The 20219-nt window shown below is 61.7% G+C and carries 15 protein-coding genes and 1 pseudogene; 8 read left to right on the forward strand and 8 right to left on the reverse strand.

All coding sequences use genetic code 11. The features are described 5' to 3' along the window. Positions 1–114 precede the first annotated feature (114 nt). From AC0L3I_RS10830 to AC0L3I_RS10840, 3 genes are all read left to right on the forward strand, one after another. Complete coding sequence (locus tag AC0L3I_RS10830; protein ID WP_473526874.1) at positions 115–2025, forward strand: heparinase II/III family protein; 1911 nt, start codon at positions 115–117, stop codon at positions 2023–2025. 201 nt (positions 2026–2226) lie between these two features. Beyond that, the gene (locus AC0L3I_RS10835) at positions 2227–3222 is read left to right on the forward strand and encodes a sterol desaturase family protein (protein WP_473526875.1); all 996 of its coding nucleotides are present in this window, start codon (positions 2227–2229) and stop codon (positions 3220–3222) included. Further along, the gene (locus AC0L3I_RS10840) at positions 3219–4349 is read left to right on the forward strand and encodes a GNAT family N-acetyltransferase (RefSeq protein ID WP_473526876.1); all 1131 of its coding nucleotides are present in this window, start codon (positions 3219–3221) and stop codon (positions 4347–4349) included. Before AC0L3I_RS10835 ends, AC0L3I_RS10840 begins: the two co-directional genes overlap by 4 nt. Positions 4350–4444: 95 nt before the next feature. Here the strand turns inward: AC0L3I_RS10840 and AC0L3I_RS10845 are convergent, their stop codons facing one another. The 5 genes and pseudogenes from AC0L3I_RS10845 to ctaD all read right to left on the reverse strand — a co-directional run bounded on the left by AC0L3I_RS10845 (position 4445) and on the right by ctaD (position 10432). Further along, entirely contained in the window at positions 4445–5791 is a 1347-nt protein-coding gene (locus AC0L3I_RS10845) for a PQQ-dependent sugar dehydrogenase (RefSeq protein WP_473526877.1), read from the reverse strand. A gap of 35 nt (positions 5792–5826) precedes the next feature. Beyond that, complete coding sequence (locus AC0L3I_RS10850) at positions 5827–6912, reverse strand: c-type cytochrome (protein WP_473526878.1); 1086 nt, start codon at positions 6910–6912, stop codon at positions 5827–5829. Continuing rightward, positions 6912–7535, reverse strand: a complete 624-nt coding sequence (locus AC0L3I_RS10855; protein ID WP_473526879.1) for a cytochrome c oxidase assembly protein — start codon at positions 7533–7535, stop codon at positions 6912–6914. The genes AC0L3I_RS10850 and AC0L3I_RS10855 overlap by 1 nt, the downstream gene beginning before the upstream one ends. Then, entirely contained in the window at positions 7532–7912 is a 381-nt protein-coding gene (locus AC0L3I_RS10860) for a hypothetical protein (protein ID WP_473526880.1), read from the reverse strand. The genes AC0L3I_RS10855 and AC0L3I_RS10860 overlap by 4 nt, the downstream gene beginning before the upstream one ends. Positions 7913–7919: 7 nt before the next feature. Continuing rightward, positions 7920–10432: pseudogene (gene ctaD, locus AC0L3I_RS10865) on the reverse strand (cytochrome c oxidase subunit I). A gap of 343 nt (positions 10433–10775) precedes the next feature. Between ctaD and AC0L3I_RS10870 the strand changes: the two are divergent. After that, entirely contained in the window at positions 10776–11213 is a 438-nt protein-coding gene (locus tag AC0L3I_RS10870; protein ID WP_473485549.1) for a DUF2267 domain-containing protein, read from the forward strand. Positions 11214–11354: 141 nt separating this feature from the next. Here the strand turns inward: AC0L3I_RS10870 and AC0L3I_RS10875 are convergent, their stop codons facing one another. Beyond that, positions 11355–11534: a hypothetical protein gene (locus AC0L3I_RS10875; protein WP_123148195.1), complete on the reverse strand. Its 180-nt coding sequence runs from the start codon at positions 11532–11534 to the stop codon at positions 11355–11357. Between the two features lie 387 nt (positions 11535–11921). On the opposite strand from AC0L3I_RS10875, the gene AC0L3I_RS10880 reads away from it, so the two are divergent. The 4 genes from AC0L3I_RS10880 (at position 11922) to AC0L3I_RS10895 (ending at position 17894) form a co-directional block, all read left to right on the forward strand. Continuing rightward, a complete protein-coding gene (locus AC0L3I_RS10880) occupies positions 11922–13871 on the forward strand; it encodes a PrkA family serine protein kinase (RefSeq protein ID WP_123148505.1) in 1950 nt (649 codons plus the stop codon). Positions 13872–13890: 19 nt separating this feature from the next. Beyond that, positions 13891–15198: a YeaH/YhbH family protein gene (locus AC0L3I_RS10885; protein ID WP_473526881.1), complete on the forward strand. Its 1308-nt coding sequence runs from the start codon at positions 13891–13893 to the stop codon at positions 15196–15198. Positions 15199–15209: 11 nt separating this feature from the next. Next, complete coding sequence (locus tag AC0L3I_RS10890) at positions 15210–16778, forward strand: SpoVR family protein (RefSeq protein ID WP_473526882.1); 1569 nt, start codon at positions 15210–15212, stop codon at positions 16776–16778. 525 nt (positions 16779–17303) lie between these two features. Beyond that, positions 17304–17894 (forward strand): DUF1772 domain-containing protein, encoded by a 591-nt coding sequence (locus AC0L3I_RS10895; protein WP_473526883.1) that lies wholly within the window; start codon positions 17304–17306, stop codon positions 17892–17894. Between the two features lie 21 nt (positions 17895–17915). Here the strand turns inward: AC0L3I_RS10895 and AC0L3I_RS10900 are convergent, their stop codons facing one another. Further along, complete coding sequence (locus tag AC0L3I_RS10900) at positions 17916–18122, reverse strand: hypothetical protein (RefSeq protein WP_027151394.1); 207 nt, start codon at positions 18120–18122, stop codon at positions 17916–17918. A 98-nt stretch (positions 18123–18220) separates the two neighbouring features. Further along, positions 18221–20215 (reverse strand): protein-L-isoaspartate(D-aspartate) O-methyltransferase, encoded by a 1995-nt coding sequence (locus AC0L3I_RS10905; protein ID WP_473526884.1) that lies wholly within the window; start codon positions 20213–20215, stop codon positions 18221–18223. Between the last annotated feature and the right edge of the window lie 4 nt (positions 20216–20219).

The following is a 20219-nucleotide window of genomic DNA, read 5'->3' on the forward strand; positions in this document are numbered from 1 at the left end:
CACTCTCCGTATCATGGTCGGAGATATTAACCGCAGGATCGGAAAAGGAGGATTGCCGTCGCGCGGCTTTTCGACAGCATGGTATATAAGAATCGAAACCTTGGCGGAGCGCGTATGAGAATCGGCTGGTACATCAACCGGTTGCGCAGCATGGAGCCGGCTGAGGTGTTGCACCGGCTGGGCGAGCAGCGTCGAAGGATCGCTTCGCGCCGTCAAGACGATGGCTGGGAGCGCTTTGCTTCGCCCCAGTTGCACCCGGTGCTGCATGGATTGCGCGATGCTGCGCTGGCTGCGATACCGGCACAACGGCAAGCCATAGCGGCGGCGGCGCAAAACACGCTTGCGGGCCAGTTTTCCGCACTTGGGCGGACATGGCCACGGCGCGACAGCGATCGGCTGTTTCCTCCCGAGCTTTGGCGCCTTGATCCGGTGACCGGCAGGCTTTGGCCAGGCCCCGAGACCCATACTTTCGATATCGATTTTCGTCATGGCGGCGGCCGCGGCGATGTAAAATACGTTTGGGAGATCAGCCGGCTGCAGCAGCTGCCGCCACTGGCCGCCCACCTGCTTCTCGCCGGCGACGACCGGTCCCGGATGGCCATAGAGGCGGCGATCGGCAGCTGGCATTCAGCCAATCCGCCGTTTCGAGGGGTTGGCTGGGCCTCCGGCATCGAAGTAGCGCTGCGAGCCATCAGCCTGATTGTCACCATGGACCTCGTCGGCGACCGACTGGGCGCGGCGACACGGCAGCAAGTGGGTGAAATACTGGCGGCAAGCGCCTATTGGCTGCCACGGTTCCCTTCTCGATTTTCCTCCGCCAACAACCATCTCGTCGCAGAACTGGCTGGCGAGTATTTGGTCGGCCTGGCGTTGGGGACCGCACCCGACGCTGCACGCGGGGCCCTCCTGGCTGAGGCGCGCAAGCAGATTCTCGCCGATGGCGCCGGTGCCGAGCAGACCCCGACATATGCGGCCTTCACCGCCGAACTCATCTTGCTGTGCGCCACTGCGGCACGCCAAGCCGGAACGCTGTTTCCCTCGCCCGTCGAAGCGCGTCTGGCCGCATTTGCCAATTTCGTCGCCTGGCTCCCACCAGCCGCCGGCTTTGGCGACAACGATGAAGGTCGCGTGCTGACGCTCGGGGACGAGCCGGACTATGTCCGATCCGTCGCCGCCGCCATCCACGGCTTTCTACGGATGCCGGGCAACGCGGCGGAGCCAGACGATTTTCGTGCTCTTTTCTTTGGCGCGCCGCCGGAACCGGCACCGGTATCGCATGGGCTGCAAACGTTCACGCAAGGCGGGCTCTCCGTCTGGCGCGGTGAAATGAATGGCCGCAGCATCGATCTGACCTTCGACCACGGCCCGCTCGGCTATCTCTCGATAGCAGCTCACGGCCATGCCGACGCGCTGTCGCTCACCTTGTGCATCGATGGCGAGCCGGTGCTGGTCGACCCCGGCACCTGGCTCTACGGTTCGGGGGGCGTCTGGCGCGACTGGTTCCGCTCGACACCGGCGCACAACACACTGAATATCGAGGGCAAAAGCCAAAGCATCATTGCCGGGGAGTTCAACTGGTCGCACAAGGCGGTTGCGGCATTGGTGGAGAGCGAGCCGGGAACGCAGTGGAAGCTACGCGCCAGGCATGACGGGTATAGAAGCCGCTTCGGCGTCGTGCATCAGCGCACCGTGATGCACCAGGCCGACGGAATCGTCGTGACCGACCAACTGCTCGGCGGCAGGCGCGTGGCCGAAGTCGTCTTTCAACTCGCAGCCGGCCTCGGCGCCAACCGGGACGCAAACACGGTTATGGTGCTGCGCGGCGATGAGCCGCTGATGGCCATTCGCTTTCCAGACGCTGCGGTCGACATCCGCGCCGGCGGCGACGCACCGGGGCAGGGCGGCTGGGCTTCACCGCGTTTTGGCGCCAGGCAGCCAGCCGAACGCATCGCCTGGCGCGGCGAAGTGGGCGAAGACGGGATTGAAATCCACCTCGCGGCAATCCCCCCGCCGCAAAGATCGTGACCACCGCCGCAGCGGAGTAGGCCATCCGGTGTGATTATTATTTGCGCTCGGACATTTAGCGTTTTGTTACGGTTGACCTGCTAGCTGCTCGTAGCAGCCGCAATAGCCATCTGGTTGCAGGCAACATGCAGTGGATTTGGCAAGTTTCTTGCTGTGCAGTTCGCCGGATCGCCATCTTACGGCCCAGGAGCCACTGCACCGATGTTTTCTGAATTCGCCAGAGTGATTGTGGAAAAGCTTTCGAACGTCAATCTGCTGACGCTCGGCCTGCTTTTGTCCACGGCACTGGGGAGCGCGGTGATCGCTTACTGGCGAACTGTCGAGCATCGATCCCTAAGGGACTTTTTCGATTTCGCTTTCCCGGCGGAAGTCATCCTGCACCCGTCGGCGCGAGCGGATGTTCTATTTTGGGTCACCAAACGGGCGATAATGCCTCTCCTGCTCATCCCTGCCGGCGTCACTTTCGTTGCCGCCGTGGGCTATGGGACACACCAGGCAATCGGCTGGCTCTTTGATATCCAGGCGCCGCTCATCGACGGCCCGGCCGGACCGGTGACGATCGTCATCTTCACCGCAACCATGCTGATCGCCTATGATATTTCGTACTATCTCTACCATGTCGCCCAGCACCGCTTCCCGTTCCTGTGGGAATTGCACAAAGTGCATCATTCGGCCGAGGTGATGGTGGGAATCACCAAGGATCGGGTTCATCCGCTGGACGATCTGATGAACCGTATCTGGGATGGCGTCATCCCGGGGATCTGCTTCGGCATCTGGAGCCTGATCGCGCTCGATCCAGTAGAGATCGCTATCTTCGGCATCAACGTCTATGTCATCCGCAACATCCTGATGATGGACTTTGTTCGCCATACCCATTTCAAGATTTCCTTCGGCCCGCTGAACAACATCATTTTGTGTCCGCACTGGCACCAGGTGCACCACAGCATCGACCCTCGCCACTACGACAAGAATTTTGGCCTGCTGTTTTCGTTCTGGGATCGCCTCTTCGGGACGCAGTTTGTCCCGGATCCGGATGAAGACCTCAAATTTGGCCTGATAGATCGCGATGTGCGCGACTATCAGTCGCTCTTTGGGCTTTACATCCTGCCGCTCAAGAAGATGGGAGGGCATGTCGTCCGACTGTTCCCGAGGCGTCCCGATGTCATCGCTCAGCCACAGGATCGTTCCCCTTCATGAACACCATTGTTTCGATTGACGCTTCGAGCGCAGAGCGCCTGGAAGTTGTCCGTTCGGCGGATCGCCTGGCTGCGATCGAAGCCGATTGGATGCATCTTTGGCATCGCACCGACGGGCTGATCTTTCAGAGTCATGCCTGGATTTCGGCATGGTGGAGTACCGTGGCGGACCGTGACCAGCGCGCACTGCGGATCGGCCTGGTCTGGAACGGTGACAGGCTGGTTGCCGTCGTTCCCCTGACGATCGGCAAGCGCAAAGGGCTGCGGTTTCTCGAATGGGCGGCCAGCAGCTATACCGATTACGGGGATATCCTCGTTGCTCCGGAATGCTCGTTATCGGCCCTGCAGGACGTATGGGCCCAGATCTGTGACGCCGGTGGCTTCGATATTGCCTTTCTCAATCATCTCTTGCCGGGTGCGGCGGTTCGCAAAATTTTCACTCCGGATACCTCCGGCGGGATCAGGCTTCGCCCCAATCACAGAGAGGAAGTCAGTTATCGCGTGGCTGGACAGTGGCAGAGCGGAGCCGCGTGGTTCGCGGAGCAGTCGAAAAAGACACGGCAGAACTATCGGCGCGGCGTCAAGACGTTGGAAGAAGCCGGGGAAATAAAATTTCGCCTGCTTGCGCCAGACGAGCCACTGCAGCCGGTACTGGACCGGCTCTCTGCCCTGAAGCGCAGATGGCTGGCGGAGCGCAAGCGTGAATCCCAACTTTTTGAAGACGGAGCGCCAGTACTCGCCGCACTCGTCGAGGCGCTGGCGCGCGCCGGCGTGCTGCATATTTTCGTACTTGAATGCGATGGCGCGATGGTCGCGGTCTCCATCAACTTCGTCCAGCACCACACCATGATGGCCTTCGTGACCACTTTCGATCCGGACTTCAGCCAGGCATCGCCCGGCATGATCCTGATGATGGACTACATACAATGGTCGATCGATCACGGCTTGGGCACGGTCGATTTCCTGTGCGGCGCAGAGTCGTTCAAGCACAAATTCGCAACGCAGGGCGTTGTCCTGCAATCCGTTCTTGGGACGCGCACGGCGCAAGGCTCGATCGCTTCTCTTGCCGATCGTATGCGTCAGAGGGTCCGGCACGTACGCGGGCGCGGACCGGTGCCGACATCTTGATTTCGGCTTGATCGGCGCCGGAACACCGTGTCCGACAGGCAATGGCAAGCGGTGTCTTATCGCTTCCTCATCGGGTCGCCGGCAGCACCAACCGCTCAAAGTGTCGATTGTGTCTGAGATGGAACAACCCGCCAGACCTTGTTGCCGACGTCATCCGCCACCAGCAGGGCGCCGCTCCGGTCTATCGCTACCCCCACAGGACGGCCAAAAGCCTTGTTGTACTCGCTGAGGAAGCCGGTGAGGATGTTTTGAGGCGGACCGGAGGGCCTGCCGCCGGTAAACGGTACGAAAATCACCTTGTAGCCGCTGTGCGGCTTGCGGTTCCACGAGCCATGCTGCCCGACGAAGGCGCCATTCCTGTATTGAGGACCGAACAGGTCGCCCGTGTTGAAGGCCAGTCCCAATGAAGCCGTGTGCGCCCCGAGCGCATAGTCCGGCTTGATCGCCTCGGCGACGAGGTCGGGCCGCTGCGGCTCGACGCGATCGTCGACATGCTGGCCAAAATAGCTGTAGGGCCAGCCGTAGAAGCCGCCATCCCGCACCGAAGTCATGTAGTCCGGCACGAGATCGCTGCCGATCTCGTCACGCTCATTGACGGCGACCCACAGCTCGCCGCTTTCCGGATTCCAGGACAGGCCGTTCGGATTGCGCAGCCCGGAGGCGAAGAGACGCGTCTCTTTCGAGGCGAGATCGATTTCCAGCACGGTGGCGCGGTTCTCCTCTTCCTCCAAGCCATTCTCGCCGACATTGGAATTGGATCCGACCGTCGCATAGAGCTTTGTCCCGTCTTGCGAGGCGGTCACGTCCTTGGTCCAGTGGTGGTTCCTCCCCGCAGGCAGGTCGACGATCTTCTCCGCCGGTGCGGTGATCTCGGTCGCGCCCTCCTGGTAGGGAAAGGCCACAATTCCATTGGCGTTGGCGACATAGAGCTTGCCGTTGAGCAGGGTCATGCCGAATGGCGAGAACAGCCCTGTGAGAAAGGCGGTTTTGGTTTCAGCCACCCCGTCGCCATCCTGATCGCGCAGCAGCGAAATGCGATTGGCGCTATGCGTTCCCGCGCCGGCCTGACTCTGGAAGAAATCTATGAAGAAGCGGCGTATGCTGAAGCCCTCGTCCGGCTTGGGCGGCGCATTGCTCTCGGCCACCAGCACGTCGCCGTTTGGCAGCACGTACAGCCAGCGCGGATGGTCGAGCCCGCCGGCAAACTCGTTGACCGCAAATCCCTGGGCCGCCGTCGGCTTCGTGCCCTGCGGCCACGGCGTGGCCTTGGCCACATGGACGGTCGGCAGCCAGGTCGGATTGGGCTCCGGCAGGGTCGGGCTGGGGCCATAGGTCTCCGCGATCGGAACTGTCGCCTCTTCGCGGGACAGGAAGAAGACGGCCCCGCCGGCGACGACAAGAAGAATGATCAGCACGAGAAGGGCGGTAAGCAAGTTTTTCACCAGCACCCCGGAAGGTCGAATGAACGCAAACGCGCTTATCGCGTTCCGGTTGCGGACGGAGTGGCCGATAGGGAGAAGTAGGCCGCAAGCGCACGGACGTCGTCGTCTGTCAGGCCCTTCGCGGCATTGGCCATGAGATGGCCGAAGCGCGTTCCGCCACGCTTTCCCGCCCTGAACAGCCCAAGCTGCGCCTCGATATAGCGCTCCGGCTGGCCGGCAATGGAGGGATAGAGCGGGCTGCGGTCGTGTCTCCCGTGACAGCCGAGACAGGCAGGCACGCCGGCCTCCTTGACACCCCTCTCGGCTATCTCCCTGCCGTGCCGGACAAGTGCTGGATCGCCCCCGCCGCCGGGGTGTATCGTCGGCAGGGCGGCGAAATGCTTGGCCAGGTCCGGCCAGAACTGAGGCCCGGCCGCAATGGCGGGCAGGCTCATCAAGCCGCTTGCCCGGCCTCCCTCGGCATAGGCACGCAGGCTTTCTAGGAGATAGGCCTCGCTCTGCCCGGCGAGAACGGGTATCGCGGGAGCACGCCCGAGCCCGTCCGCACCGTGGCAGCGGGCGCAATCCGCGAGCGCCTGCCTTAGGGCTCCGGCAGCGCCTGCAGGAGGCGCAAGCCTTTCTCCATAGGCGAGATCACGATAGATGACTTCGTCCATCGACGGCAGTTCGCGTAGGAAGGCGACCATCGCCCAGACCTCGTCGTCGCGTTCCTGCGTCGGCCAAGCCGGCATGCCGGTAAAGCGCACGCCGTGCTTGACGATGCGGAAAAGCTCCGCGTCGGACCATTCGCCGACGGTCCCGGCAAGGTCAGGCGGCTGCGGCAGCATCCTCATGACGACAGGAGATCGCGGTTCGCCCGGCGCACCGTGACAGATGGCGCAGCCGCGCGCGAAATGCCCGGCGGCCGGCTGGACCGCATGGCGCGGCAAAGCCGCGGGAACATCGACCGCCAGGGCATAGGTGCGCACAGCCGATCGCATGGCGAAATGGAGAAACCATTCCGTGATCTTCCAATGGCCGCTTGAGGCACCGACATTGAAAAAGCCGATCCAGGCCGCCAGCACCACGACAAAGGGCAGAATGGCAAGCGCGATGGCGAGCTTCTTCCAGCTGATATGCATCAGACCGCCTTCCGCGGCGGGGTGGCGAGCATGCGCGCGAAAAGCGTCACGCCGCCGGTCAGGTAGACCGCGGCGCCGAGCAGAAGCATGATTACGCCGCCAAGCTCCTGATCCTGCTGGGCGGAAAGGGCGACGCCGACGCAGCTTACCTCGCCCGTCCCATAAAGCGGCCTCGGGGTCAGCGCGAGCAGCGCGCCAAGCAAGGTCATATGGATGGACGTGAGAAGCAGGGCGAAAGCGCCGGCGGCATTGCCTGCGGTATCCGAGTCGCGGCGCGGCAGGCAGGCCAGCCACAAGAACAGCCCGGCGGCGAGGAACGTGGCCTGCTCGATGGCGGTCGCAAACAGCGAGCTTTCCGCCAGCGTCCGCAAGGCCGGCGCGTGCCAGGACCAGACGACGATGAGTTCGACGAGGGAGGCGGGAAGGGCGAGGGTGAACGCCCGGCTTGCATCTGGTGTCGGGCAGAGCGGGATCCCAATCGCCATCAGCGGCGCAGCGATCGCCACCACTCCCATATGCGCCAGCATGTGCGCCGAAAACGAATCCTGCCAGGCGTCGAGCAGCGGTCCGAGCCAGACCAGGGCAAGGACAAAGAGACCGAGGATGAGGCATGCGCGTCTCACCGGATACACTCCGTCAGGAACAACGCGGGCATCGCGGTGAAGATCACGGCGATGAGGCTGAGACCCGAGAGCAGCAGCGTCGCAAAACCCTGGAACAGGGTCCGGTCCCGCCTCGTCGGATCGTCATGCGGCGGATCGTCGGTGCCGAAGCCCCATTGCCGCCAAGCGAGCCATGCGGACAGCGCGATGAGTGAAAGGGCGATCACAGTGGCGGCGGCGATGCCCGCGCGCACAGCGCTGAAACTCAGCCCGACAAGCTCGGGCTTAGCGCAATAGATCGCCGCGCCTATGTAGCAGACGAGGAAATGCGCAACCCACACCACGGGCGCGGTAAACAGCGTCCAGAGCGTTTCGATCTCTCTCGGAATGAGCCGCATCGCCGCCTCACATCGCTGCCGGAAAGAGGCCAATAGTGGCGAAGGTGATGACGGCGGTAATTAGCAGGAAATGCCAGTAGAGCACCACATTGCTTAGATCCATGTCATGCCTCGGCGTCAGTCGGCCGGCCAGCGAGCGGGCCAGGCAATAGGCCTGCATGACCGTGCCGAGCGCCGCATGGGCGAGTACCCAGATCACGAGGATCCACACGATTGCGGGATAGACGTGGCGTGTCGGGTCCATGCCGGGAGACCACGGCGCGGCCAAGCCTGTGGCGGACGCGGCAACGTTCGTCAGCAGGGACAGCGCCAGCAAGCTGCGCATAGCGGCCGTGGCGCCGCGCCTGTTGAGCATGCGGGCCGCCACCATCAGGCCCCACGCTGCAGCGAACAGGATTCCAGCAGCGACCAGATCGCATCAGGCCCGGCAATCCCCGCGGTGAAGTCGATATGGATCGTCCAGTAGAAGAAATAGCCGAAGACGAGGCTGGCGAAGGCCGTGCCGTCGCCCACCATGGTGATGAACATCGCCCACCAGCCGACCGAATCGGGGCCGGAGGCATAAAGCGGCAGGCTGAGGCCCAGGCCGACATCCTTTTCCGGCTTCTCGGGGATTTCTCCGGTGCCCGTCCAGAGCCAGTAGATAACGGCGCAAAAGCAGGTGATTGCGGCCAGCGCCGTCGCGATCCACCAGTGGAAGGTAAGCGCGATGAAGGCCGCCCCGAGCGAAAGGGCCGAGACGATGGTGACATGGGACGTGCCGCCGACGCGCAGCACCTGGATGGGCTCGGCGTCGAGCACGGAGGTGACCAGGCCTTCGCGCCATCCCTCTTCCGCGTCGGGCAGGTAATAGCGGCCGCCATTGACCTTCCGCGCAAGGTCCTTCTGGTCCCAGAGGGGGTAGCGGCTGCGCACGATGGGTATCGAGCGGACGCCCCAGTTCCCCTCCGGCTCGGAGATCCATTCCAGCGTGCCGGCGTTCCATGGGTTGAATTCGCCGCGCGGCTCCCTGTGCTTCGGCCTGAGCACGTCGAAGACGACCACCAGCACGCCGGCGGCGAAGATGAAGGCTCCGGCCGTCGAGATCAGGTTCAGCCAGTCCAAGCCGATTTCGGCCGGATAGGTGAAGACGCGCCGGGGCATGCCGCGCAGCCCGCTCAGATGCATCGGGAAGAAGGCGATGTTGAAGCCGCAGAACATCAGCCAGAAGGCGAGCCGCCCGAGACGGTCGGAGAGCTTCTTCGCGTCGATCAGCGGATAGTAGTAATAGAGCCCGGCCGCGACCGGAAAAAGCATGCCTCCGATCAGCACATAATGGAGGTGCGCGACGACAAAATACGTGTCGTGCACCTGCCAGTCGAGGGGTGCGAGCGCCACCATGACGCCCGTCAGGCCACCGATGACGAAGATGGCCAATCCTCCGGTGCCGAACAGCATCGGTGTCGAGAAGATCACCCGGCCGGCCAGCATGGTGGCGATGAAGACGAAGATCTGCACGCCCGTCGGGATCGCCACCGCCTCCGAGGCCGCCGAGAAGAAGGCCAGCGAGATCTGCGGCAGGCCTGTCGCAAACATATGGTGCACCCACAGGCCGAAGGAGAGGAACCCCGTCCCCACTGCCGCGAGCACGATCCAGGAATAACCGACGATCGGACGCTGGGAAAAAGTCGGCATGATCATCGCCACCAGCGCGATCGCCGGCAGGAAGATGATGTAGACTTCCGGATGGCCGAAGATCCAGAACAGATGCTGCCACAGCAGCGGGTCGCCGCCGCGCGCAGCGTCGAAGAACGGCCATTCGAACATCCGTTCCATCTCGAACAGGAGGTCGCCGGCGATCAGCGGCGGGAAGGCGAACAGGATCATTCCAGCAACGATCAGCAGGTACCAGGCGAAGAGCGGCATCAGGTTGATGCGCATGCCCGGCGCGCGGCATTTCATGATGCCGACGATGAGTTCGACGGCGGCCGCGATCGAGGCGACTTCTATGAGGGAAAGGCCGAGCAGCCAGATATCGGCGCCGATGCCGGAGAACTGCGTGTCGGTGGCGAGCGGCGGATACATGAACCAGCCTGCCGACGGCGCCGCATTGAAGAAGATCGAGCCGCAGACGAAGATACCGCCGAGGAGAAAGCTCCAAAAACTGAACGCCCCGAGGCGCGGGAACGGCATCTCGCGCGCGCCCAGCATCGGCGGCAGCAGGAAGATCGCGACCGCCTCGAAGATCGGCACCGCGAACAGGAACATCATCACCGTGCCATGCAGGGTGAACGCCTGGTTGAAGAAGTCGGCCGACAGGAAGTCGTTGTCGGGCACGGCGAGCTGCAGTCGCATCAGCAGCGCGAGCGCGCCGGCGAACAGCATGAAAGCGAAGGCGGCCGAGCCGTACCAGAGGCCGATCTGGAAATTGTTCACCGAGGTCCAGTAGCGCCAGCCGGCCGGATTGGCCCAGACGGCGCGCAGCCGATCTTCCTGCGCCTTGTATTCCTCCCGCGAACGCTCCTTGATCGCAGCGCTCATTGCAGGCCTCTCAGCCAGGCGGCTATGGCGTGAATGTCGTCGGGCGGCAACATGTCGAAGGCCGGCATCCTGGAGCTGGGCTTGATAAGGTCGGGCCGGGCGATGAAGCGGGCGACGGCGTCTTCGGTGTTGGGCAGGATGCCGGCTCCGACGGTAACGCGGGAACCGAGATGCGAAAGATCCGGGCCGATCAGGCCGCGCGCATCATTCGCCCCTGCTCTTTGGGCAATTTTTCAACGCGTGACGAAACAATTGCGCTCGATCCCCGTTTGCCCGTCATAGCGAGTGTTGGGGGGAATGTTGGGGGCGGGTGTTGGGATCGCCCATGCCAAAGGAGGCGACGATGAGCGCAACCGGCCTGGAAGTTTTTGACAAAACCCTGCAGACGACAAACATCTGGCTGGACGAGATCATGGCCGACCACGGGCCCGATAGGCGCGTTGCCTGGCATATGCTGGGAGCCGTTTTACGCACCTTGCGGGATTGGCTGCAGATCGAACTGGCTGCCAATTTGGGAGCGGAACTGCCGCTTCTCGTGCGCGGAGCCTACTATGATCGGTATAGGCCGCGTGATCTGCCGGCCACCAGCCGTTCATTGGAGGAATTCCTGCAGCGGGTGGCCGAGGAGATGAAATCCACTCGACCCGTGAATCCCGAGGATGCGACGAGATCCGTGTTCAAGGTACTCGCCAGGCATGTCGACCTCGGCCAGTCGGCCAAGGTGCGGGACGCGTTGCCGAAGCAGATCCGGGCGCTTTGGCCTGAAAGTGTTGGAGTCTAAAGCGCGTCGCGTTCGACCGGCCTCATGCGACGCGCTTTAGGTTGTTTTTTTCATGCATGTCGTTGTCGCAAAACCGCTGGACACTTTTGCGCGACATGCATTAGCGGCAGCAAGACAAAAGTCCGGCTGCCGATACGGTTCTCAGCTGCCTCCGCCCGGCCGGTCTTTCCCCTCGCGATACAGTCGCTCAGTGGCCCGATCGCTTTCTCTGCGCTCTGCAGGCCCCCGATGGCGCCACGTGAGGAGTGCGTAGGCGATCAGGATTGCCAGCAGCAGCGGGCCGCCAGCAACGACGATCAACCACATACTGTTCTCGAACATGGAACATCTCCTTTCCCTCGTTACCGAGAAGGAGCGAAACCGTTGCTCCTGGTGCAGGGTTGGGCACCGCAGTGTAGCTCTCTTCACCGAATCACCCGTGCGCCGCCAATTCAACTGCTGAGCGCAGGCGGCATGGTTTTCCTCCAGAAAAACAGCTTGTTCACAGCGGGCTGTTGCACTCGGCACGCGCTGATGGAAGAATGGACATCCCTCGGAAACGTTCCATTGTGCGAGCCATTCGCTGGCTGGCTTTCAGGCGTTCACTATATCTGTCTCGACCCCTAACATCCGGTCGCAGACGCACTACGTGATGATAGGGAACCACAAAGGCTTTCCGATAGTTGAATGAAGGGCGACAGCAACCAGACCGGCCGGGGCGAGGATACCATGCGCGAGAACCAGTCCGACGTCTTCGATCTGTTTTCGGAGATTTATACGAATGTGGCGCAGGAGGAGATAAGCATCCAGCAATATCTCCTTGCCTGCCGCGAGGATAAATCGATGTATGCCTCGGCGCCCGAACGGATGGTCGAGGCGATCGGCGAGCCCACCCTGGTCGACACCAGCATGGATGAGCGGCTCGGCCGCATTTTCGCCAACAGGACAATCAAGATTTATCCCACCTTCTCCGAGTTTTATGGCATGGAGGACACGATCGAGCGCATAGCCGGCTATTTCCGCTATGCCTCTCAAGGGCTCGAGGAACGCAAGCAGATCCTCTACCTGCTTGGCCCTGTCGGCGGCGGTAAGTCCTCGCTCGCCGAACGGCTGAAGAAGCTGATGGAGCAGCGTCCGATCTATACGCTGAAGGTGGGCGGCCAGATCAGCCCGGTTTTCGAATCGCCGCTCGGGCTTTTCAATCCTGACCGCATGGGCGACCTTTTGGAGGACAAATACGGCATCGCGCGGCGCCGGCTGAACGGCCTGATCTCGCCGTGGGCGGCCAAGCGCCTCGATGAACTGTCCGGCGACATCTCCAAGTTCAGCGTCGTGAAGCTGATGCCTTCGCGGCTGCGCCAGATCGGCATCGCCAAGACCGAGCCGGGCGATGAGAACAACCAGGACGTTTCGGCCCTGGTCGGCAAGGTCGATATAAGACAGCTCGAGCATTTCAGCCAATCCGATCCGGACGCCTATTCCTACAGCGGCGGCCTGAACCGAACCACGCAAGGGTTGCTTGAGTTTGTCGAGATGTTCAAGGCGCCGATCAAGGTCCTCCATCCGTTGCTGACCGCTACCCAGGAAGGCAGCTACAACGGTACGGAAAACTTCGGATCTTTCCCTTATCAGGGCATCGTCGTAGCCCATTCCAACGAGTCGGAATGGCTGCAGTTCAAGAACAACAAGAACAACGAGGCGTTCCTCGACCGTATCCTGGTGGTCAAGGTGCCGTACTGCCTGCAGGTCACCGAAGAAAGGCAGATCTACGAAAAGCTGCTGCGCGAAAGCGAGTTGGCTTCCAGTCCCTGTGCACCGGAGGTGCTGGACATTCTCAGCCGGTTCACCGTCTCGACCCGTCTGGCCGAGCACGACAATTCGCCGCTTTACACGAAGATGCGCGTTTATGACGGCGAGAACCTCAAGGACATAGATCCCAAGGCGAAGTCGGTTCAGGAATACCGCGATGCCGCCGGAGTCGACGAGGGCATGACCGGCGTCAGCACACGCTTCGCTTTCAAGATCCTGTCGCAGACATTCAACTACGACACCAAGGAAGTGGCCGCCGATCCTGTGCATCTGATGTACATTCTGGAGGAGGCTATCAAGCGCGAGCAGTTCCCGAAGGAAACGGAAGCCGCCTATCTCGACTTCATAAAGTCGGAACTGGCGACGCGTTATGCCGAGTTCATCGGCCATGAGATTCAGAAGGCCTATCTGGAATCCTACAGCGAATACGGCCAGAACCTGTTCGACCGCTACATCGCCTACGCCGATGCCTGGATCGAGGATCAGGACTACAAAGACCCCGATACAGGCCAGATCCTCAACCGCGGGGTGCTGGACAACGAACTGTCGCAAGTCGAAAAGCCGGCCGGCATTGCCAATCCCAAGGACTTCCGCAACGAGGTCGTGAAGTTCACGTTGCGCGCCCGGGCGAGGAACCATGGCCGCAACCCGTCATGGACAAGCTATGAAAAGCTGCGCGAAGTCATCGAGAAGCGGATGTTCGGCCAAGTCGAGGATCTGCTCCCGGTGATCAGCTTCGGCTCCAAGCAGGACAGCGTAACGGAGAAGCGGCATACCGAGTTCGTGCATCGGATGGTCGGACGCGGTTACACCGAACGTCAGGTCCGCCGGCTGGTGGACTGGTACATGCGGGTGAACAAGGCGGGCTGAGTCCGGCCGGGATGGTTTCATGCCGATCTTTGTCGATCGCCGACTGAACCCGAAGGACAAGAGCCTCGGCAACCGCCAGCGCTTCCTGAAGCGTGCGCGCGAAGAGCTGAAGCGAAGCATCCGGGATCGGATCCGTATCGGCAAGATCGCCGATGTCGATAGCGAGCACACCGTCTCGATGCCGGCGAGGGGCACAGCAGAGCCGAGCTTCAGCGATGCGAAGGACAGCGGCAGGCGGCAGCACATCCTGCCGGGCAACAAGCATTTCGCTCCAGGCGACCGGGTTCCCAAGCCCGGCCAAGGCGGCGGCGGCTCGTCTCCGGGGAAAACGGTCTCGGAAGACGATTTTCGTTTCGTGCTCTCGCGCGAAGAGGTGCTCGACCTCTTTTTCGAGGATCTCGAACTTCCCGACATGGTCAAGCTCAACCTCAAGGAGATACTTGCCTTTAAGCCGCGCCGGGCCGGATTCGCCGCGACCGGTTCCCCGACCAATATCAATGTCGGGCGCACGATGCGACACAGCCATGGTCGCCGGATTGCGCTCAGGCGTCCTAGGCGCGAGGAACTTGATGCGATTGAGAAGGAACTCGCAATCCTGGAGGCAGAGCCCCAGGGCGCGGCGGCACACCAGCGCATTACAGCGTTGCGGGAAGAGCTTGAGCGACTTGAGCGCCGCCGCAAGCGGATCGCCTATGTCGACCCCGTCGACATCCGCTTCAACCGTTTCGACGCCCAGCCTGTGCCGAATGCCAATGCGGTCATGTTCTGTCTCATGGACGTATCCGGCTCGATGGGCGAACGCGAGAAGGATCTGGCCAAGCGCTTCTTCGTGCTGTTGCACCTCTTCCTGAAACGGCGCTACGACCGCACCGAAATCGTCTTCATCCGCCATACGCACGAGGCGCAGGAGGTGGACGAGGAGACCTTCTTCTACAATACCCAAAGCGGCGGTACGGTCGTTTCCACGGCACTCGAGGAGATGCATCGCATCATCGCGCAACGCTATCCCTCCAACGAGTGGAACATCTATGCCGCCCAGGCATCGGACGGCGACAATTTCGTAACCGATTCCGAGCGCTGCATCGGTCTCATGGACGGCCAGATCATGCGCCTGTGCCAGTATTTCGCCTATGTCGAGATCATTGACGAACGCGAGAGCCATATTTTCGGCAGCACCGACAATGGAACCTCGCTCTGGCGCGCCTACAGCGTTGTCAACCAGAGATGGCCGAATTTCCAGATGAGCCGTATCGCCAACGCAGCCGACATCTATCCGGTCTTTCGCCAGCTCTTTGCCAGGCAGCCGGCCTTCCAGAAAAGTGCTTGAGGGGGGAACTGATGGCGAACCAGGCCAGCAAATCCAGCCAAACCGGCAAATCCGGTTTGCTCTTTTCAGGGTCCGACTGGGATTTCAAGACACTGTCGCGGGCCTACGAAGCGATCGAGGCGATCGCGATCGAAGAGCTTCACCTCGACGTCTATCCGGTGCAGATGGAGATCATCTCGTCCCAGCAGATGCTCGACGCCTATTCCTCGGTCGGCATGCCGCTGATGTATCGCCACTGGTCTTTCGGCAAGCATTTCCTCTACCAGGAATTGCTCTATCGTAAAGGCGGACGGGGGCTCGCCTATGAACTGGTCATCAATTCCAATCCTTGCATCGTCTACCTGATGGAGGAAAACACCATGGCCCTGCAGGCCCTGGTGACAGCTCATGCAGCGCTTGGCCATAATCATTTCTTCAAGAACAATCATCTGTTCCGGCAGTGGACGGACGCCAGCGCGATCCTGAGCTATCTCGATTTCGCCAAGGGTTACATTGCCCGTTGCGAGGAGCGGCACGGTGTGGCCGCGGTGGAGGCGATCCTCGACTCGGCCCACGCGCTGATGGAACAGGGCGTGTTCAGATACCATCGGCCGCCGAAGCTGTCGTCGGAGCGGCAGCGTGAAGGCGTTCGCGAGCGCCTGGAGTACGAAGAGCGTTCCTACAATGACCTGTGGCGCACGCTCCCGCGTTCGAAGGACGGGACCAAGGCCAGCGAAACGGACCTCGGCATGGCGGAGCGGAAGAAAACGCTCAACCTGCCCGAGGAAAACCTGCTCTACTTCCTGGAAAAAAACAGCCTGGCCCTGGAGCCTTGGCAACGTGAAATCATCAGGATCGTCCGCGTCGTCGCGCAATACTTCTATCCGCAGCGGCAGACGCAGGTGATGAACGAAGGTTGCGCCACGTTTGTGCACTACACACTCATGAACATGCTGTTCGATCGCGGTCTGATCACCGAAGGCGCGATGCTGGAAATCCTGCGCAACCATTCGAACGTGATCTTTCAGCCGGGCTTCGACGACCCGCGTTTTTCCGGCATCAATCCCTATGCCCTGGGCCTCGACATGATGCAGGACATCCAGCGCATATCGACTGAGCCGACCGCCGAGGATCGTGACTGGTTCCCCGATATCGCCGGCAACGGCAATTGGCGCGAAACCCTGCTCTACGCATGGGCGAACCATCGCGACGAATCTTTCATCCGCCAGTATCTGAGCCCCGCTCTGATGCGGAAATGGCGGTTCTTTATCCTCGCCGATGCCGCCAGCGAACCGCATTACGAAGTTGCGTCGATACACAATGAGCGTGGCTACGAAAAAATACGCGCCGGGCTCGCCCAAAGCTACGACATCGGCGCGAGCCGGCCGGATATCCAGGTGGTGGATGTCGATCTGCTCGGCGACCGACAGTTGCGACTGGAGCACAAGGTGAAGGACGGCATCGTGCTGGAGGAGGCCAGTCGCGACGCCACACTGCGCCATATCCGTCGCCTGTGGGGCTATGAGGTCAGCCTGGCGGCGATCGATGCACAAACGGGCGGGACGCTCAACGAACGTTCGACCAGCCAAATCGGCGAATGACCAAAACCGGGATGGCCGGCGACGGCGTCGTTCTGCCGCCAATCGCTGCAAAATCCGCGCAGTTTCGTGATCAAGCCGTTGGACCCGGGAAGGTCGGTTCCGTGGGAATCTCGGATGGTGTCTCGGGCGGAATTTCGACGGGCTGCCTTTCCGGGCTGGGAACGGGATCAGGCGAAGGCGGAGGAACGCCCGGAGGCTCACCCGGCGGAGTTTCCGGCGGAGCAGGCGGCCGGGCAGGCTCGGGATTGGGATTATCCGGCATCGGCACAGGATTATTCGGATCAGGATCAGGATCGGTCATGGACACTCCCCGAAGCTTGCTTCACATCTCCTCGGCGCCAATGTGTTTCCAATTCAACAGCACCGGCGCCCATGAGTAGCTCGTTTTTGCTGTCGACCCCGGCGTGGACGTGGGTCGTTCGCAGCGGGATTTCCTCGGAGGAGGATCATCCAGGGTGACAACCATCGCGCCGAACGATGGTTCCCTGCCGTTGCGGTGGGGCTCAATGCCAGCGGTGTTGAAAAATGGAGCGGCGGCTCCACCTTCGTCGCCTTTACCGTGTCGGCGAGCACGCTATCTACGCCGCGTATTACCAGGACGGTTCAGGGAGCAACAGCATGCGCGCGTTCATGATTGTCACCCTTCTTCTGGTCGCAATCACAATGGCGCTCTCGCTCGCGCACGCGTTGGAGTTGCCCGGCAAGTTGCGCCTCAAGGAGGCCACCTACAAGTCTGTGCAGGCGATCTACTATCCCGGCTTCACGATCGGCGGGTTTGCCGAGATCGGCGGCATCATTGCACTCGCCATCCTGCTTTACCTCACGCCTTATCCAGGCGCTCGATTCTGGTGGACCTTGGCGGCCCTTGTCTTCTTGGTGGCGGAGCATGCGACCTATTGGCTGGTAACGCATCCCGTCAACAATTTCTGGCTGCAGGATGTCGCTGTGTCGAAACCAGCCGCGACGTTTTTTTCAATGCTCCGTCGGAAGCAAAGCGGCGACTGGAAAGACTTGCGCGATGTTTGGGAAGCCTCGCACGTCGCCAGGGCAGGCCTGGCGATGCTGAGCCTGATCTCAATAACTGTCGCCGCGACATTTTTTGCTGGGAGTGAATAGCGCGCGGGATGCGCAGCGACGCTACTTGTTCGTCCGCATCTTTTGCCTTGGATTGATCCCGCCAAGGGCGTTCGTGTCGTTCTCGACGTCGCCCTCGATGGTGTTTTCGCCTTCGAGTACGAGTTCGTCGCCTTCCTTGATCGTGCCCTTCGAGGTCCCGATACCGGGATTGTTCCTCAGATCGGCATCGCTCGGCTTTTTCCACTTTGGATGTTTGGTTCCGCTCATGGCACAACTCCTTCGAAAAGGGTCCTGTTCTAGAAACAGCAGGGCGCGATGAATGTTCCGCCGAAACTCACCTTGACGCGGCCTTGTCCGAGAGGCGGCTAAAGCCCGAACGGATAGGTGTCGGGAACGCCCGTTCCCACATGCTCCGGCCCAAGCGGCGTCACCGCGACGGTTTCGTCAAACCAGACGAACGCGTCAAACTGCTGGGAAAGAGAGGCATCCGCGTAATGGCTGCGCAGTTCGGTTTCCGGCCGATAGATCACGCCGATGAAGCGCTCCAGCCGACGCTCCAGAAGCCGATCGCGAAGATCGTCGTCGCGCTTGATGTCGAGCAGGAAACGCGAGACGCCGCAATCATGGCAAAGCCGCTCGTAGCTATCGCTATGGGAAGGCCGCACCCGCTTGATTTCCATCTTGCTGTCCCAGTCGGAGGCCGCGGCCACTGTCCCGGAATGCGTACTGAGCCCGATCGAGGCTGCCTCGTCGCCGAAGCGTTGGCGGCAGAGCTGGCCGATGTTCACTTCGTCCCTGACAATTCCCATTTCGGTATAGCGGGCGTCGCCAATATGGGAATTATGCGCCCACACGACCGCCTTGGCGTTCGGCCCGCGGGCCTCCAGCAGATGCTCGAGCGTCTCGAACATATGGGTGTCACGCAGGTTCCAGGACTGCGCGCCGCCATAGTACATGATCCGATAATAGCGTTCTGCGGAGGCGATCAGCCGGGCATTCTGGGTGGCATCCATGAAATCGACGCCGTCCTGCTGGGCATAGTCGAGCTGCTTGGCAAGCAGCTCGCGGCATTGTTCAAGCACGGCCTCCTCGCATTTCTCGAAACCCGATGTGAGCGCGACACGGCCGTAGGTGGATGGTTCATGTTGCCAAGGCGTCAGGCAGCCATAGCGTTCACGCGCGATCTTTGCTGCCTGCGGATCGACCCGATCGAGATATTGGAGAACCGCGGCGATCGATCCGCTCATATTGTAGATGTCGAGGCCATAGAACCCCGCCAGTCGGGACGATAGCCTGATGCGCTCATTGTGATGTCGCATCCAGTCGACGAATGCGGCAACGTCGGTGTTGCGCCACATCCAGGTGGGAAACCGCTGGAACGGCGGATCGGCGTTGACCCGTGGCGGCCGGTGGCGGACATAGCGATCGATCGCCGCTGCATCCGGCCAATCGGCCTCGACAGCGACGATGGTGAAGCCGTGCTTCTCGATGAGCCTGCGGGTGATCGCTGCGCGGGCCCGGTAGAACTCCGACGTGCCGTGGCTCGCTTCACCGAGCAGGACGACGCGCCGGTCGCCAAACCGATCGAACAATTCGCCGAACGCCGGATCGTCGAAGCCCGGCAACGGTTCGGCCGCTGCCGCGATCAACTCCGGCAGACTGCGCGTGCGTGCGCGCCGGGACGGACGATCGTTCGCGATACGGTTGCCGCTCTCGGGCCAGCCCTGCTCGCCGATGAGCGGGACAAACCGCACGCCGCCGAAATCCTCCTCGCTGTAAGTTGCAGCGCCGGTTCGGGTGACCTTGAGAAGGCGCTGATCATGCGGTTCGTCGCCGACCGGGATGACGAGCCTGCCGCCGACGTCGAGCTGTTCCTGAAGGGCAAGCGGCGCACCGGGTCCGCCGGCTGCGACCAGAATGGCGTCGAAGGGCGCTGCGTCGGGCCAGCCTTTAGTGCCATCGCCGGTGCGGACTTCGATATTGTCATAGCCAAGCTCTTCGAACCGCTGTTTCGCCGTTTCCGCCAACCCGGCGTGGCGTTCGATCGTGTAAACGCGTTCGACGATCCGGCTCATCACGGCAGCCGCGTACCCTGAGCCGGTGCCAACCTCCAGGACATGGTCGCCCGGTCCGATCTCTGCCATCTCGATCATCAAGGCGACGATATAGGGCTGCGATATCGTCTGACCCTCCGCAATCGGCAGCGGCCCATCCTCGTAGGCGAATTCTTCAAAGCCGGGAGCGACGAAGGCCTCGCGCGGAACCTCACGCATCGCTTCCAGCACCTCGCGGTCATGGATGCCACGGCGGCTGAGATGGACCTCGACCATTCGGTCGCGTGCATCGGAAAGGTCGAGCATCTTT

It is taken from the genome of Mesorhizobium sp. WSM4840, from assembly GCF_055811755.1.

What these genes read in the sequence shown, in the direction of transcription:
- AC0L3I_RS10895 (WP_473526883.1), top strand. Translation starts at nt 17,304, where the DNA reads ATGGAGCGGCGGCTCCACCTTCGTCGCCTTTACCGTGTCGGCGAGCAC.
- AC0L3I_RS10850 (WP_473526878.1), bottom strand. Translation starts at nt 6,912, where the DNA reads ATGCATATCAGCTGGAAGAAGCTCGCCATCGCGCTTGCCATTCTGCCC.
- AC0L3I_RS10830 (WP_473526874.1), top strand. Translation starts at nt 115, where the DNA reads ATGAGAATCGGCTGGTACATCAACCGGTTGCGCAGCATGGAGCCGGCT.
- AC0L3I_RS10885 (WP_473526881.1), top strand. Translation starts at nt 13,891, where the DNA reads ATGCCGATCTTTGTCGATCGCCGACTGAACCCGAAGGACAAGAGCCTC.
- AC0L3I_RS10870 (WP_473485549.1), top strand. Translation starts at nt 10,776, where the DNA reads ATGAGCGCAACCGGCCTGGAAGTTTTTGACAAAACCCTGCAGACGACA.
- AC0L3I_RS10840 (WP_473526876.1), top strand. Translation starts at nt 3,219, where the DNA reads ATGAACACCATTGTTTCGATTGACGCTTCGAGCGCAGAGCGCCTGGAA.
- AC0L3I_RS10890 (WP_473526882.1), top strand. Translation starts at nt 15,210, where the DNA reads ATGGCGAACCAGGCCAGCAAATCCAGCCAAACCGGCAAATCCGGTTTG.
- AC0L3I_RS10880 (WP_123148505.1), top strand. Translation starts at nt 11,922, where the DNA reads ATGCGCGAGAACCAGTCCGACGTCTTCGATCTGTTTTCGGAGATTTAT.
- AC0L3I_RS10835 (WP_473526875.1), top strand. Translation starts at nt 2,227, where the DNA reads ATGTTTTCTGAATTCGCCAGAGTGATTGTGGAAAAGCTTTCGAACGTC.
- AC0L3I_RS10900 (WP_027151394.1), bottom strand. Translation starts at nt 18,122, where the DNA reads ATGAGCGGAACCAAACATCCAAAGTGGAAAAAGCCGAGCGATGCCGAT.
- AC0L3I_RS10905 (WP_473526884.1), bottom strand. Translation starts at nt 20,215, where the DNA reads ATGCTCGACCTTTCCGATGCACGCGACCGAATGGTCGAGGTCCATCTC.
- AC0L3I_RS10875 (WP_123148195.1), bottom strand. Translation starts at nt 11,534, where the DNA reads ATGTTCGAGAACAGTATGTGGTTGATCGTCGTTGCTGGCGGCCCGCTG.
- AC0L3I_RS10860 (WP_473526880.1), bottom strand. Translation starts at nt 7,912, where the DNA reads ATGCGGCTCATTCCGAGAGAGATCGAAACGCTCTGGACGCTGTTTACC.